Annotated in this window: 10 protein-coding genes and 1 other RNA gene; 7 read left to right on the top strand and 4 right to left on the bottom strand. The window is 51.9% G+C overall.

The genetic code is table 11. From position 1 onward, the window contains the following. Positions 1-65 precede the first annotated feature (65 nt). Positions 66-899, bottom strand: coding sequence for a posphoenolpyruvate synthetase regulatory kinase/phosphorylase PpsR (ppsR, locus tag BL249_RS10230; protein WP_099704755.1), 834 nt, complete (start codon positions 897-899; stop codon positions 66-68). Positions 900-1,370: 471 nt separating this feature from the next. Between ppsR and ppsA the strand changes: the two genes are divergently transcribed. Next, on the top strand, positions 1,371-3,749 hold the full coding sequence (ppsA, locus tag BL249_RS10225) for a phosphoenolpyruvate synthase (RefSeq protein ID WP_099704756.1): 2,379 nt from the start codon (positions 1,371-1,373) through the stop codon (positions 3,747-3,749). A gap of 228 nt (positions 3,750-3,977) precedes the next feature. Here the strand turns inward: ppsA and rprA are convergent. Together rprA and ydiK are read right to left on the bottom strand one after the other, a co-directional pair. After that, an RNA gene (gene rprA / locus BL249_RS10220) (antisense sRNA RprA) lies at positions 3,978-4,083 on the bottom strand. A gap of 306 nt (positions 4,084-4,389) precedes the next feature. Then, a complete protein-coding gene (gene ydiK, locus BL249_RS10215; RefSeq protein ID WP_099704757.1) occupies positions 4,390-5,496 on the bottom strand; it encodes an AI-2E family transporter YdiK in 1,107 nt (368 codons plus the stop codon). A gap of 242 nt (positions 5,497-5,738) precedes the next feature. Between ydiK and ydiJ the strand changes: the two genes are divergently transcribed. Beyond that, entirely contained in the window at positions 5,739-8,834 is a 3,096-nt protein-coding gene (gene ydiJ / locus BL249_RS10210; RefSeq protein WP_099704758.1) for a D-2-hydroxyglutarate dehydrogenase YdiJ, read from the top strand. Between the two features lie 11 nt (positions 8,835-8,845). Here the strand turns inward: ydiJ and BL249_RS10205 are convergent, their stop codons facing one another. After that, the gene (locus tag BL249_RS10205; protein ID WP_099704759.1) at positions 8,846-9,241 is read right to left on the bottom strand and encodes a hypothetical protein; all 396 of its coding nucleotides are present in this window, start codon (positions 9,239-9,241) and stop codon (positions 8,846-8,848) included. Between the two features lie 389 nt (positions 9,242-9,630). Between BL249_RS10205 and sufA the strand changes: the two genes are divergently transcribed. The 5 genes from sufA to sufS are packed head-to-tail and all read left to right on the top strand — an operon-like array spanning position 9,631 to position 14,785. Further along, a complete protein-coding gene (sufA, locus tag BL249_RS10200; RefSeq protein ID WP_099704760.1) occupies positions 9,631-10,005 on the top strand; it encodes a Fe-S cluster assembly scaffold SufA in 375 nt (124 codons plus the stop codon). A 5-nt stretch (positions 10,006-10,010) separates the two neighbouring features. Continuing rightward, complete coding sequence (sufB, locus tag BL249_RS10195; protein WP_099704761.1) at positions 10,011-11,513, top strand: Fe-S cluster assembly protein SufB; 1,503 nt, start codon at positions 10,011-10,013, stop codon at positions 11,511-11,513. Between the two features lie 50 nt (positions 11,514-11,563). Continuing rightward, on the top strand, positions 11,564-12,310 hold the full coding sequence (gene sufC, locus BL249_RS10190; RefSeq protein ID WP_099704762.1) for a Fe-S cluster assembly ATPase SufC: 747 nt from the start codon (positions 11,564-11,566) through the stop codon (positions 12,308-12,310). Then, on the top strand, positions 12,285-13,568 hold the full coding sequence (sufD, locus tag BL249_RS10185; RefSeq protein WP_099704763.1) for a Fe-S cluster assembly protein SufD: 1,284 nt from the start codon (positions 12,285-12,287) through the stop codon (positions 13,566-13,568). The genes sufC and sufD overlap by 26 nt, the downstream gene beginning before the upstream one ends. Beyond that, entirely contained in the window at positions 13,565-14,785 is a 1,221-nt protein-coding gene (sufS, locus tag BL249_RS10180) for a cysteine desulfurase SufS (RefSeq protein WP_099704764.1), read from the top strand. The genes sufD and sufS overlap by 4 nt, the downstream gene beginning before the upstream one ends. The last annotated feature ends 18 nt before the right edge of the window (positions 14,786-14,803 follow it).

Below are 14,803 nucleotides of genomic sequence, written 5' to 3'. Positions count from 1 at the left end.
CTGCCAGCACTTCTTGCACCTGTTGTCTGCTACCAACACCCAGGCTGTGACAACAAAGCAAGCGGCTAAAACATGCGACGGTTCAGCCCGACAATATCCAGTATGCGGGTGGCGATCTCTTCCACCGAATAGTTGGTACTGTTGAGATAACGTATCTGATGGGTACGAAACAGCGCTTCGACTTCACCCACTTCCAGCCGGCACTGACGCAGCGAAGCATAACGGGTGTTTTCAGCACGCTCCTGACGAATGGCGGCCAGCCGCTCCGGATCGATGGTCAGGCCAAAAAGCTTATGCTGAAAAGCTTTCAGTGCTGCTGGCAGTTTAAGATTATCCATATCATCGGCAATAAAAGGATAGTTGGCGGCGCGTATGCCAAACTGCATGGCAAGATAGAGGCTGGTAGGCGTTTTACCGCAACGGGAAACCCCCAGCAGGATAATCTGGGCATCTTCCAGTCCGCGCAGTGAGATACCATCATCGTGGGCCAGGGTGTAATCAATTGCCGCGATGCGTGCGTCATATTTTCCCAGATTACTGGCGGTCAGCCCATGGGTACGATTGGCGACCGGTGCCGGGGCGATGCCTAATTCCTGTTGCAGGGGGGCTACCAGCGACTGAACAATATCCTGACAAAATCCCTCACTTTGCAAAATAATGTCGCGAATTTGCTGGGTGACTATTGAAATGAACACCAGTGGCCTGACGCCGCTTTGCTGATAGAGGGCGTTAATTTGCGCTTTAACGGCCTGCGCCCGCTGAACGTTTTCCACAAAGGGCAAAGTGACGCTGTGTGTCGCCACCGGAAACTGTGACAATACTGCATGTCCCAGTACTTCGGCGGTGATGGCAGTGCCATCTGAAATGTAAAATACGCTGCGTTCGCTGGGGGTGTCCATATCTTCTCCTGAGCAACGGAAAGCTGTAGCAAAGAGTAACGTAAAAATGGCCGCCGGCACGAAATAATATTGCAAATATTAATCAGAATACTCTTCGCCAGCGCGTGTAGTCCACGACTGATTTAGTCGCGGAATAATTAAGATAACAGCAACAACATGGCTATTTGTCATTCCTTTTTGATACAGCTAATTTAAAAATCATGCCTTTTTTTCATTAATATCAGTTGCGCAACAGGCCGGAAGGGCTGGGGGGATGCCTGATGGTAACGTAAATAAAATCAGCGTGTTGTGACTTATTTTTGTTGCGCAAATTTACTTGGCGCGCGGAGTTTTCTTAAAAAAGTGCTTTTTTAATTACTTTCTCGATTCACCACTTTATTTAATCCGGATAATTGTGCCAGGCTCAGAACAGAACGTGTAATACCAGTTTTTGCATCCCATTCCTGACTGAATGATAAAAGGATAGTTTCAATGTCCACGAAAAGTGATATGCCGCTCGTGCTCTGGTACGACCAGCTAGGTATGAATGATGTTGATCGGGTAGGGGGGAAGAATGCCTCTCTGGGTGAAATGATCACTAATCTGTCTTCGGTTGGCGTCGCGGTGCCAAATGGTTTTGCCACGACTTCCGATGCGTTTAATCAGTTTCTCGATCAAAGCGGCGTGAATCAGCGGATCTATGATTTGCTCGATAAAACCAACGTGGATGACGTTGATGAACTGGCCAGAGCCGGTAAACAAATTCGTCAATGGATCGTTGAAACCCCTTTCCAGCCGGCGCTGGAAACGGCAATCCGCGACGCATATCAACGTTTGTCCGCCGATGACAGCGAGGCATCCTTTGCGGTGCGCTCATCGGCAACGGCAGAAGATATGCCAGATGCATCCTTCGCCGGACAGCAGGAGACGTTCCTTAATGTTCAGGGAATGGATGCGGTAATGACCGCCGTTAAGCACGTCTATGCTTCATTGTTTAACGACAGAGCTATCTCTTATCGCGTGCATCAGGGCTATGATCATCGCGGCGTGGCACTCTCTGCCGGGGTACAGCGTATGGTGCGCTCCGATCTGGCGGCTTCCGGTGTGATGTTTACCATTGATACCGAATCAGGTTTTGATCAGGTGGTGTTTATCACCGCGGCGCTGGGTCTTGGCGAAATGGTGGTTCAGGGCGCAGTTAACCCTGACGAATACTATGTGCATAAACCGACGCTGGCTGCGGGCCGTCCGGCGATTGTGCGCCGTAATATGGGGTCGAAAAAAGTGCGTATGGTTTATGCCGACTCGCGCGAACACGGCCAGCAGGTCAAAGTGGAAGAGGTGGCGGAAAACCAGCGCGATCGTTTCTGCCTGACTAATGACGAGGTTGAAGCGCTGGCGCGTCAGGCGGTATTGATTGAGCAGCATTATCAGCGTCCGATGGATATTGAGTGGGCAAAAGATGGTCATACCGGCAAACTGTTTATTGTACAGGCCCGGCCGGAAACCGTTCGCTCTAATGGCCAGGTGATGGAACGTTACAGCCTGCAAGGCAAAGGGAAAGTCGTCATTGAGGGACGGGCGATCGGACACCGCATTGGTGCCGGTGAAGTGAAAGTGATTCATGATATCAGTGAAATGAATCGTATCCAGAAAGGGGATGTGCTGGTCACCGATATGACTGACCCCGACTGGGAACCCATTATGAAAAAAGCGGCGGCGATTGTAACAAACCGCGGCGGACGGACCTGCCATGCGGCCATTATCGCACGTGAACTCGGTATTCCGGCAGTGGTGGGTTGCGGTGATGCCACCGATAAAATTAAAGATGGTCATAAAGTTACCGTTTCCTGCGCGGAAGGGGATACTGGCTATGTATATGACGATTTGCTGGATTTTGAAGTAACCAGTTCCCAGGTAGATGAAATGCCGCCGTTGCCGCTAAAAATCATGATGAACGTCGGCAATCCCGATCGGGCGTTTGATTTTGCCTGTCTGCCCAACGAAGGGGTTGGTCTGGCACGTCTGGAGTTTATTATTAATCGCATGATTGGCGTTCATCCACGTGCTCTGCTGGAGTTTGATCAGCAGACGCCTGAATTGCAAAAACAGATTCGTGAGATGATGAAAGGCTTTGACGATCCGGTCGAATTCTACGTTGCCCGCCTGACAGAGGGCATTGCCACCCTTGGCGCGGCTTTTTCTCCTAAACGGGTCATCGTACGTTTGAGTGATTTCAAATCAAACGAATACGCCAATCTGGTGGGAGGTGAACGTTATGAGCCGGAAGAAGAAAACCCGATGCTGGGTTTCCGCGGCGCCGGACGTTATGTTTCTGACAGCTTCCGCGCTGCCTTCGCGCTGGAGTGTGCGGCGGTCAAGCGGGTGCGTGATGAAATGGGGCTGACTAACGTTGAGATTATGATCCCCTTTGTCCGCACGGTTGCCCAGGCTAAAGCGGTAGTTGAAGAACTGGCGCGTCAGGGACTTAAACGCGGCGAGAACGGTCTTAAGCTTATTATGATGTGTGAAATTCCTTCCAACGCTCTGCTGGCGGCACAATTTCTTGAATACTTTGATGGTTTCTCCATTGGTTCCAATGATATGACGCAGCTGGCGCTGGGGCTGGACAGGGACTCTGGCGTGGTGTCCGAGCTATTTGATGAGCGTAATGATGCGGTGAAAGCGCTGTTGTCGATGGCTATCAAAGCCGCTAAGGCACAGGGGAAATATGTCGGTATCTGCGGTCAGGGACCGTCAGATCACGAAGATTTTGCCGCCTGGCTGATGGCTGAGGGTATCGACAGCCTGTCGTTAAACCCGGATACCGTAGTACAAACCTGGCTGTCTTTGTCACAGTTACAACACTAAAGCGCTGAGGGGGCAAAAGCTGGCCGGTAACGCGACGGTTCAGCCTGTGCACTCAGGCAGTATGCAGCGGTCCCGCTACCCGGAGGTTGCGGGATTTTTTTTACCTGAAAATTGTCTGCCGGTAGCGGCCACAAACACCGTACCGATGACTATTGTGCGCTGAGTTGTTGCGCTGGAAAAATTTTATCAACCCTGTTGCAGGATGAACCCGGCAGGTAATCAAGCGCGTTAAAAAAAAGCCCATCTCATAGGATGGGCAAAGACTACACACAGCAATTCTTCACTTTACTCAGGGAAAGGTCGTTGAAAAATCAGAGAGTTGATTTCAACATAGTCATCATACTATTCAGTGTGGTTAAAGGCGTCTCTAAGAATCATCTTAATAGTTTAAAGCCGGTTAACCATTACTGGTCTGGATAAGGCGATTTCATGGCATTGATGGTTAAAAATCATCAGTGAACAAGAGGGTTTACGCCCGGCAACTATTTAGTTAGTTAGCTATTTATACAGATTATCTGAACTATTTATTACTGCCTCACTGCGTGCGTTGCACCGTGGTGAAACCGCAATTCACCACTATGAATTGCGGGCGGTGAAGACATTGGTGGGGCAGCATTAGTCACCCGAGCCGCCCGCCAGTTTATACTTCTGTTTCTTCGCTAAGTGCTTCAACAACTTCTTCAGGCGCGTCCTGAGGCGCCGGAGACTCATGCATCCAAACCGACAATAGTCGGTAGGATACGGCCAGGACTACCGGGCCGATAAACAGGCCGATCATGCCAAACGCGATCAGGCCGCCGATAACCCCGGACAGAATCAAAATCATCGGCAGGTCGGCGCCCATGCGAATCAGCATCGGCCGCAACACGTTATCAAGCGTACCCACCACGCAGCTCCAGACCAGCAGGACGGTGCCCCAGGTTGTGTCGCCGCTCCAGTAGAGCCAGATAATCGCGGGGATCAGGATCACCAGCGGGCCGAGCTGAACCAGACAACATAAAAACATCAAAACCGTTAACAGCGTGGCATAGGGAATGCCTGAGATAGCCAGACCGAGACCACCGAGGATAGCCTGCACCAGCGCGGTTACCACCACCCCAAGCGCCACGGCACGTATTGCCTGAGCGGCCAGTAAGACTGCGGCATCACCGCGACGGGCGGCGAGGCGAAAAGCAAAATGGCGAATACCGTTGCCGGCCTGTTCACCGCGCCAGTAAAGCAGAATACTGAATAACAACATCAGGCCAAGATGCATCATCAGCAGGCCAAAATGGCCGGCCTGCGCCATAAAAAATCCGGTAGTACGGCCGATGTAGGGCTGTAATTTCGCCATCAGCGCATCGCCACCGCCGGCCACCAGGCTGTGATAGCCGGCATAGAGCTTATCACCTGCCAGCGGAATACTTTTCAGCCAGGCCAGTTCCGGTAGCTGCAGGTGGCCGGAGGTCACCCAGGCAACCACTGGCGCGCTGTTATCAATCAGGCCGCTGACCAGCAAGGCAACCGGAAGGATAAACAGCAGCAACAGCAGCAGCGTCATGACCACCACCGCCAGGCTGCGCCGTCCCCAAAGCCAGTGCTGAATACGTAACATCAGTGGCCAGGTCGCGATGACAACCATGCTTGCCCATGCAAAACCCAGGATAAAGGGCTGGACCACCCAGAAGCAGGCCAGGATTAAAAGCGTAATGAACATCAACAGGAAGACGATTTGTGTTAAATCCCACTCCTTTTGCGACAGATTCATGCAGCGGCACTTCCTTTAATTATTGGATAAGAGAGACAGACCGCTTGCCGGAATCGGGAGGCGGCGGACAACATAGTAAGCATGATATATATCTGCAGTTTTTTACAGGCCTAAAGCGGCTGCATCATGATAAGTGGCAGAGTAGAGGCAGTCAGTAGAAAAATATGATAAAAACATCACTGCGGTACTCCAGGAACCGGGATTAATCCCAGCATTCATTTAACCGAGTTGGTCACCTGATAATGATCCCACAGATTTCCCAGGCGCCAGGACTGATACAGCTGGTGCTAACGTTTTTAGATACCCTCAATCAGCAAGGTTTTACCGGCGACAGTGCTACCAGTTATGCCGATCGGCTGGCGATGTCAACGGATAACAGCATTTATCAGTTGTTACCCGATGCGGTACTTTTTCCCCGCTCCACCGCCGATGTGGCTTTGATTGCCCGCGTGGCGGGCGATCCCCGCTTTGAATCGCTGGTGTTTACCCCGCGAGGAGGCGGAACCGGCACAAACGGCCAGGCGCTTAATCAGGGCATTGTGGTTGATATGTCGCGTTATATGAACCGTATTCTGGAGATAAACCCGCAGGAAGGCTGGGTCAAAGTAGAAGCCGGGGTGGTAAAAGATCAGCTCAATGCCTGGCTTAAACCTTATGGCTACTTTTTTTCACCTGAGCTGTCTACCAGCAACCGCGCCACGCTGGGGGGGATGATTAACACAGATGCCTCCGGACAGGGATCGCTGGTGTATGGGAAAACCTCTGATCACGTGCTTGGCTTGCGTGCGGTATTACTCGGCGGGGATATTATTGACACCCGGGCAATACCCGTAGCGCTGGCAGAAACGCTCGCCGGCGAAAATACGGCGGAAGGGCAAATCTATCGCGTGGTACTGGAGCGTTGCCGCCAGCAGCGAGCGCTTATTTTGCAGAAATTTCCCCGTTTGAATCGTTTTCTTACCGGTTATGATTTGCGGCACGTGCTGAGCGACGATCTGCAACAGGTTGATCTGACGCGAATTCTGTGTGGTGCGGAAGGAACCCTGGCGCTGGTTACCGAAGCAAGGCTGGATATCACGCCGTTACCCAAAGTACGCCGGCTGGTTAATATTAAATATGATTCTTTTGATTCGGCGCTGCGCAATGCGCCGCTGATGCTGGAAGCCAATGCGCTGTCGGTAGAAACCATTGATTCCAAAGTGCTTAATCTGGCGCGGGAAGACATTGTCTGGCATTCGGTCAAGGCGCTAATCAGCGATGTCCCGGACAAAACCATGCAGGGATTGAATATCGTCGAATTTGCCGGTAATGACAGTGCGCTGATTGAGGCGCAACTCAGTGCCCTTTGCCAGAAACTGGATACGCTGATTTCCACGCAGCAAAGCGGGGTAATTGGTTATCAAATCTGTGGCGATTTGCAGGGTATTGAACGTATTTATGCCATGCGAAAAAAAGCAGTGGGTTTACTGGGCAACGCCAAAGGGCGTGCGAAACCAATTCCTTTTGTTGAAGATACCTGTGTGCCACCGGAACATCTGGCTGATTATATTACGGAATTCCGCGCGCTGCTCGACAGCCATGACCTCAGTTATGGCATGTTTGGGCATGTGGATGCCGGGGTGCTGCATGTTCGTCCGGCGCTCGACATGTGCGATCCTCAGCAGGAAAAACTGATGAAAACGCTGTCCGACGAAGTTGTGGCGCTGACCGCGCGTTACGGTGGGCTGTTATGGGGGGAACACGGTAAAGGTTTTCGCGCGGGTTACAGCCCGGCGTTTTTTGGTGCTGAACTGTATGACGAATTACGGCGCATCAAAGCGGCGTTCGATCCGAAAAACCGGCTAAATCCGGGAAAAATCTGTCCGCCATATGGTGTTGATGCGCAAATGAAAAGCGTTGATTCTGCCACACGCGGCAGTTTTGACCGCCAGATCCCGGTGACGGTACGTCAGGCGTTTCGTGGCGCTCTGGAATGTAATGGCAACGGGTTGTGCTTTAATTTTGATGTCAACAGCCCGATGTGTCCGTCAATGAAAGTGACCGCTAACCGTATTCATTCGCCCAAAGGGCGGGCGACGCTGACGCGTGAGTGGCTGCGGCTACTGGCAGAGCAGGGTGTTGATCCACAGCAACTGGAAAGACAGCTGGCAGAGAAGCGTATCAGCCTGCGCGGTTTAATTCAGCGCACGCGTAACAGCTGGCATGCCCGGCGCGGTGAATATGATTTTTCGCACGAAGTGAAAGAGGCGATGTCTGGCTGCCTCGCCTGTAAAGCCTGTTCAACACAATGCCCGATTAAGATAGATGTGCCTGATTTTCGCGCGCGCTTTTTACAGCTTTATCACACGCGTTACCTGCGTCCGGCCAGTGATTATCTGGTTGCCAGCGTGGAAAGTTATGCTCCGTTAATGGCCAAAGCGCCAAAAACCTTCAATTTTTTTCTGCGCCAGCCCTGGTTGCGCGAGTTGAGTCGTCAGCATATTGGCATGGTGGATCTACCGCTGCTCTCTTCCCCCACCCTGAAACAGCAGCTGGCGGGCTATACCGGGGTTTCAATGACCCTGGCGCAGCTGGAGGCACTGACCACAGCACAGCGTGCCAAAACGGTGCTGGTGGTTCAGGATCCCTTTACCAGTTATTATGAAGCGCAGCTCGTTGCTGATTTCGTCCGTTTAATTACCCGACTCGGATTTCAGCCAGTGGTGCTGCCATTTTCACCGAACGGTAAGGCTCAGCAGGTGAAAGGGTTTCTTCAGCGTTTTGCCCGTACCGCGGCAAAGACCGCTGAGTGGCTTAATCGTGTCGCCCGGCTGGGTATGCCAATGGTAGGGGTCGATGCTGCGCTGGTATTATGCTATCGCGATGAGTACCGTCAGTCACTGGGGGATAAACGCGGTGATTTTCATGTCCTGCTGGTACATGAATGGCTCCATCAGGTATTAGCCAGCCAGCCAGAAGCCCCAGCCCGTGGTGAAGCCTGGTATCTGTTTGGCCACTGTACCGAAGTGACGGCGCTGCCAACGGCGCCGCAGCAATGGCAAGGCATTTTTGCCCGTTTTGGCGCCACGCTGAAAAGTATCAGCACCGGCTGCTGTGGTATGGCGGGGACTTATGGTCATGAAGTGGTCAACCATGAAAACTCGCTGGCAATTTTTCAGCAGTCGTGGCATCCGGCGCTGGAAAAACTGCCGCGGCAGCGTTGCCTGGCAACCGGTTATTCCTGTCGCAGTCAGGTGAAGCGCTTTGAAGGCAGCGGTGTACGCCATCCTTTGCAGGCGTTACTGGAGCTTATACCCGACCCGGCTGTTATGCCGGCGCAAACCTCGCTGGAAATATAACGCCTGGGGTATTACCAGACATATTTAACAAATTCGGTTTGCAACGCGCTGGCTTTTTGCCACTCGCCGTTAACCGCAAACTGATGACACAAGCGCGTCAGGGAATGCCGCGCCAGTTGCCATGCCTGGGCGCGAAACAGTTTGTCGCGCTGGGTATTTCTGACTTCGGTCAGCAGGCGCTGATGCAGCCGACCAAGGGCATGAAGATAGCTGTCATCGTCGCCGTTCATCTGACAGAGTTCGGCCATATTCATGCAGGCGTCATTAAAGCCGCGCAGCTGATCAAGCTGACATTCGGGGCGATTGAGTCTGGCCTGCGCCATATAAAAATCGACGGTCAGATCGCGGAGACGGAATTTGTATTCATCAATATGCTGCTGAAGCCAGGCATTAATAGATTGCGACATCGGTAACAGCGACCCTCTATGGTAATGATAATTATTATCATATATCGCCCGGATAAATTAGCAATACGCTTGTCGCATTTAACCGAATATGCTTTCTGTTACAGAAATCGGTAAAACCAATCTTTCCAGTGAAAAAAGAAGTTAATGTGCTTGCTGGTCCGGTGCGATGTGAAACGATTAGGAAATAATTTTTTAAAAACAAATGGATAAAAATAACAATTATCAAAACCTCAGCCCGGCGCAGGGTAGCAGAAAGGGGCTAAACTTAGTGAATAATCAGGCAAAAACAGCGATTTCATATTATCCCTGCAAAACAAGAGGTTGAAGTACGTATTGTTATAACTACCATAGAGGGAAAGCCGCAGGGCTAACGCATAGTGAGGTAATTTATGCAATCTGTAAATCCCGCATCATTTTCACCGCAAGATTTTGTCTGGAAGGGGCTGACGCTGACCGATGGCGCTGCCCGGCAAATCCTGACGCTGGTGGCCAGTGACCCGCAAGTTAAAGGGCTACGATTGGGGGTTAAACCGTCGGGTTGCGCCGGCTTTGGCTATACCATGGATCTGGTGAAAGAGCCCGCCAGCGATGACTTGGTCTTTAGCCACCAGGGAGCACATTTGTATGTGCCGCTGCAGGCAATGCCTTTTATTGATGGTACACAAGTGGATTATGTCCGCGAAGGGTTGAATCAGGTATTTAAATTTAATAATCCTAAAGCGCAGCACGCCTGTGGGTGTGGTGAAAGCTTTGGCATTGAGTGATCCTTATGTCTCGTAACGGTGATGCCTCTGCATCTGAAGAGGTACATATCTGGGAAGGTGGCCCGCAAAAGTACAAAGAGGGCTTCTTTACTCAGCTGCAAACTGATGAGCTGGAACATGGCATCAGTGAAGACGTGGTGCGCGCGATTTCCGCTAAGCGCAACGAGCCAGAATGGATGCTGGAATTTCGCCTTAAAGCTTATAACGCCTGGCTACAGATGGAAGAGCCGCACTGGCTGAAAGCGCATTATGATGCATTAAACTATCAGGATTACAGTTACTATTCTGCACCTTCATGCGGGGTGTGTAATGACAGCTGTGCCTCGGAGCCAGGTGCCACACAGACATCCGGCGCGCAGCCAGCCAGCAACTACCTGACTCAGGAAGTGGAAAATGCCTTTGACCAGCTGGGTGTGCCGGTGCGTGAAGGTAAAGAAGTGGCTGTTGACGCCATTTTTGATTCCGTTTCGGTGGCGACTACCTATCGCCATAAGCTGGCGGAACAGGGCATTATCTTTTGTTCCTTTGGTGAGGCGATTCAGGAACATCCTGAGCTGGTAAAACAATACCTTGGCACAGTGGTGCCCCATAACGATAATTTCTTTGCCGCGCTGAATTCCGCGGTCGCCTCCGACGGCACCTTCGTTTATATCCCGAAAGGGGTGCGTTGTCCGATGGAGCTTTCCACCTATTTTCGTATTAATGCGGCGAAAACCGGGCAGTTTGAACGCACTATCCTGATTGCCGATGAAGATAGCTATGTCAGCTATATCGAAGGCTGTTCAGCACCGGTGCGTGACAGTTATCAACTGCATGCGGCGGTGGTGGAAGTGATCATCCACAAAAATGCTGAAGTGAAATACTCCACAGTACAAAACTGGTTTCCCGGTGGTGAAGGTGAGGGGGGGATCCTGAACTTCGTCACTAAACGGGCGCTGTGCGAAGGTGAAAACAGTAAAATGTCTTGGACTCAGTCTGAGACGGGTTCAGCGATTACCTGGAAATACCCTAGCTGTATTTTGCGTGGTGATAACTCGGTGGGTGAATTCTTTTCGGTGGCGCTGACCAGCGGCCGTCAGCAGGCGGATACTGGCACCAAGATGATTCATATTGGTAAAAATACCCGCTCAACCATTATATCTAAGGGAATTTCGGCCGGTAAAAGCCAGAATACTTATCGTGGTCTGGTAAAAATTATGCCGACGGCAACCAACGCGCGAAATTTCACCCAGTGCGATTCAATGCTGATCGGTCCGGATTGTGGTGCCCACACTTTCCCTTACGTTGAAACCCGCAATAACAGTGCCCAGCTGGAACATGAAGCGACCACGTCGCGTATTGGTGAGGATCAGCTGTTTTATTGTTTGCAGCGTAGCATCAGTGAAGATGATGCTATCTCGATGATTGTTAATGGATTTTGTAAAGATGTATTTTCAGAACTGCCGCTGGAATTTGCCGTTGAAGCGCAAAAACTACTGGCTATCAGTCTGGAACACAGTGTTGGTTAAAACGCCTGCGATTTTTCACCGACACCCGGTGGTGTCGCCAAGGAAAAAACATGCTAAGTATTAAAGATTTACAGGTAAATATTGAAGAAAAAGCCATTCTGCGCGGGTTAAATCTCGAGGTGAAAGCCGGCGAAGTGCATGCCATTATGGGACCCAATGGTTCCGGTAAAAGTACCCTGTCAGCGACCCTCGCCGGGCGGGAAGAGTATCAGGTAAGTGGCGGAAGCGTCAGCTTTAAGGGCAAAGACTTGCTGGAACTGGATCCGGAAGATCGCGCCGGTGAAGGCATTTTTATGGCTTTTCAGTATCCGGTAGAAATTCCTGGCGTCAGTAATCAGTTTTTTTTGCAAACCGCGGTCAATGCCGTGAGAAAATACCGTGAACAGCCGGTACTCGATCGCTTCGATTTTCAGGACTTTATTGAAGATAAAATTCATCTGCTGAAAATGCCGGAAGATCTGTTGACCCGCTCAGTCAATGTGGGTTTTTCTGGTGGTGAGAAGAAACGTAACGATATTCTGCAAATGGCTGCGCTGGAGCCCGATCTCTGTATCCTTGATGAAACCGATTCCGGTCTGGATATCGACGCATTAAAAATTGTCGCAAACGGCGTCAACTCTCTGCGTGACGGCAAACGTGCGTTTATTATTGTCACGCATTATCAGCGCATCCTCGACTACATTAAGCCGGATTTTGTGCATGTGCTTTATCAGGGAAAAATTGTCAAATCAGGCGATTTTACTCTGGTGAAACAGCTGGAGGAGCAGGGCTATGGCTGGCTTACCGACCAGGAGTAACGATAACGCATTGCAGCAGTGGCATCATTTATTTGAAAGCCGTGGTGATAAACGCTCTATGCAGGCTCAGCAACACTGGCAGCAGGTGCTGCGACTGGGTCTGCCTACGCGTAAACACGAGAACTGGCGCTATACGCCGCTTGATAGCCTGCTGGCTCAGCGTTTTACTCTCGCGGAAAGCTCACCGCCTTTGAGTGCCGCCGATCTGGCGGGACTGGCGCTGGATATTGACGCCGTGAGGCTGGTGTTTATTGACGGGCGTTTTGATGCCAGCCTAAGTGACAAAAATTACGACCTGTTCCAGGTTGACGTTCAGCAGTCGGCCCGACGTCATGAGCTTGATGCACCGATCCAACCGGAAGTGTTTTTACATCTGACAGAAAGTCTGGCGGAAGAGGTTACCAGCCTGCGGCTGGCGCGGGGGAAAAGCGCAGTACGTCCGCTCTATCTGTTGCATATCAGCAGCGGGCGAAGCGATGCGATGAATACGCTGCATTACCGTCACCATCTGGAGCTGGAAGAGGGGGCAGAAGCGACGCTGATTGAACACTATGTCAGTCTCGACCACTGTGGCCATTTCAGCGGCGCCCGCACGACTTTCCATATTGCTGACAACGCCCGGCTCAGCCACTATAAACTCGGTTTTGAGAGTGCGGCCAGCTACCACTTTTCCCATAATGATATGCGTGTTGGTCGCGATGCATGGGTGGAAAGCCATAGCTTTTTACTTGGCGCGGGCCTGACACGCCATCACACCAGCGTGCAGCTCAACGGCGAAAACAGCGAACTGCGGTTAAACAGCCTGGTGTTGCCGGTGGAAAAAGAAGTGTGTGATACCCGAAGTTATCTGGAACACAATAAAGGCTACTGCCTCAGCCGTCAGCTGCATAAAACTATCGTGCGCGACCGTGCTAAAGCGGTATTCAACGGCAAAATCACCGTTGCCCGTCATGCGCTAAAAACGGATGGTCAGATGACCAACAACAATCTGTTGCTCGGGCGACTGGCTGAAGTGGATACCAAACCTCAGCTCGAAATCTATGCCGATGATGTGAAATGCAGTCACGGGGCGACCATCGGCCGCATTGATGACGAACAGATGTTTTATCTGCGTACGCGCGGTATTGATGAGCAGGCGGCGCAGCGCATGATTATCTATGCTTTTGCTGCTGAACTGACGGAAGCTATCAGCGACAGCATGCTGAAAGCGGCGGTTTTAGACCGTATCGCATTGCGCTTCCCGGGAGGCCTGGAATGAGTTTTGATATCCGCCGCGTCAGGGCGGATTTTCCCGTTCTGACGCGTGAAGTTAACGGGCGTCCGCTGGCCTATCTGGACAGTGCGGCCAGTGCGCAAAAACCGCAGTCTGTTATTAGCGCGGAAAGTCATTTTTATCAGCATGGTTACGCGGCGGTACATCGTGGTATTCATACCCTGAGTGCTGAAGCCACCGGCCAGATGGAGGATGTCCGTCAGCAGGTTGCCCGCTTTATTCATGCGGCCTCGGCAGAAGAAATTATTTTCGTACGTGGTACCACGGAAGGCATTAATCTGGTGGCGAACAGCTGGGGCCAGACGCAGATTAAAGCCGGTGATAACCTGATTATTAGCGAAATGGAGCATCACGCTAATATCGTGCCCTGGCAGCTGCTGGCAGCGCGCACCGGCGCTGAATTGCGCTACCTGCCGGTGACGGATGATGGCCGGCTGGATGTCAGTCGCCTTGATGCGCTGATGGATAAGCGCACCCGGCTGCTGGCTATCACCCAGGTGTCAAACGTACTGGGTACGGTTAACCCGCTTAAGGAGATGGTGGCGAAAGCGCGGGCTGCCGGCGTCACTACCCTGATTGATGGCGCGCAAGCGGTGATGCATCAACCGGTGGATGTACAGGCGCTGGGATGCGACTTCTATGTCTTTTCAGGCCATAAGATATATGGCCCGACCGGTATTGGCGTGCTGTATGGACGCAAAGCACTGCTTGACGAGATGCCGCCGTGGGAAGGAGGCGGGTCAATGATTAAAAGTGTCAGCCTGACACAGGGTACCAGCTGGAATGCTGCCCCCTGGCGTTTTGAAGCCGGCTCGCCCCATACCGCCGGCATACTGGGGCTGGGCGCGGCGCTGAGCTACGTCAGTGAGCTGGGACTGGAAAATATCAGCGCCTATGAACATCAGCTAATGCATTATGCGCGTAATAAGCTGGCGGCAGTTCCTGGGCTAGTCACCTACGGTCCTGCCGACGGCGTGGGCGTGATTTCATTTAATCTGGCGCAACACCACGCCTATGATGTCGGTAGTTTCCTCGACCAGTATGGCATTGCTATCCGCACCGGGCATCATTGTGCTATGCCGCTGATGAGTCGCTTTAACGTTGCGGCCATGTGTCGGGCAAGTTTTGCGATGTACAATACTGAAGAAGAGGCAGACCGGCTGGCGGAAGGTCTGATACGCATACACCGTCTGCTTGGCTAAGTATGCCGGGCGGGCAGG

It is taken from the genome of Erwinia sp. OLFS4 (genome assembly GCF_002752165.1).
Lineage (GTDB): Bacteria > Pseudomonadota > Gammaproteobacteria > Enterobacterales > Enterobacteriaceae > Izhakiella.
This window is presented reverse-complemented; position numbering and strand designations above follow the sequence as displayed.

Bases quoted from the DNA above. Each gene is read 5' to 3' on its own strand.
- sufC (WP_099704762.1), top strand. From the start codon at position 11,564: ATGCTAAGTATTAAAGATTTACAGGTAAATATTGAAGAAAAAGCCATT.
- BL249_RS10205 (WP_099704759.1), bottom strand. From the start codon at position 9,241: ATGTCGCAATCTATTAATGCCTGGCTTCAGCAGCATATTGATGAATAC.
- ydiJ (WP_099704758.1), top strand. From the start codon at position 5,739: ATGATCCCACAGATTTCCCAGGCGCCAGGACTGATACAGCTGGTGCTA.
- ppsA (WP_099704756.1), top strand. From the start codon at position 1,371: ATGTCCACGAAAAGTGATATGCCGCTCGTGCTCTGGTACGACCAGCTA.
- sufD (WP_099704763.1), top strand. From the start codon at position 12,285: ATGGCTGGCTTACCGACCAGGAGTAACGATAACGCATTGCAGCAGTGG.
- ydiK (WP_099704757.1), bottom strand. From the start codon at position 5,496: ATGAATCTGTCGCAAAAGGAGTGGGATTTAACACAAATCGTCTTCCTG.
- sufS (WP_099704764.1), top strand. From the start codon at position 13,565: ATGAGTTTTGATATCCGCCGCGTCAGGGCGGATTTTCCCGTTCTGACG.
- ppsR (WP_099704755.1), bottom strand. From the start codon at position 899: ATGGACACCCCCAGCGAACGCAGCGTATTTTACATTTCAGATGGCACT.
- sufA (WP_099704760.1), top strand. From the start codon at position 9,631: ATGCAATCTGTAAATCCCGCATCATTTTCACCGCAAGATTTTGTCTGG.
- sufB (WP_099704761.1), top strand. From the start codon at position 10,011: ATGTCTCGTAACGGTGATGCCTCTGCATCTGAAGAGGTACATATCTGG.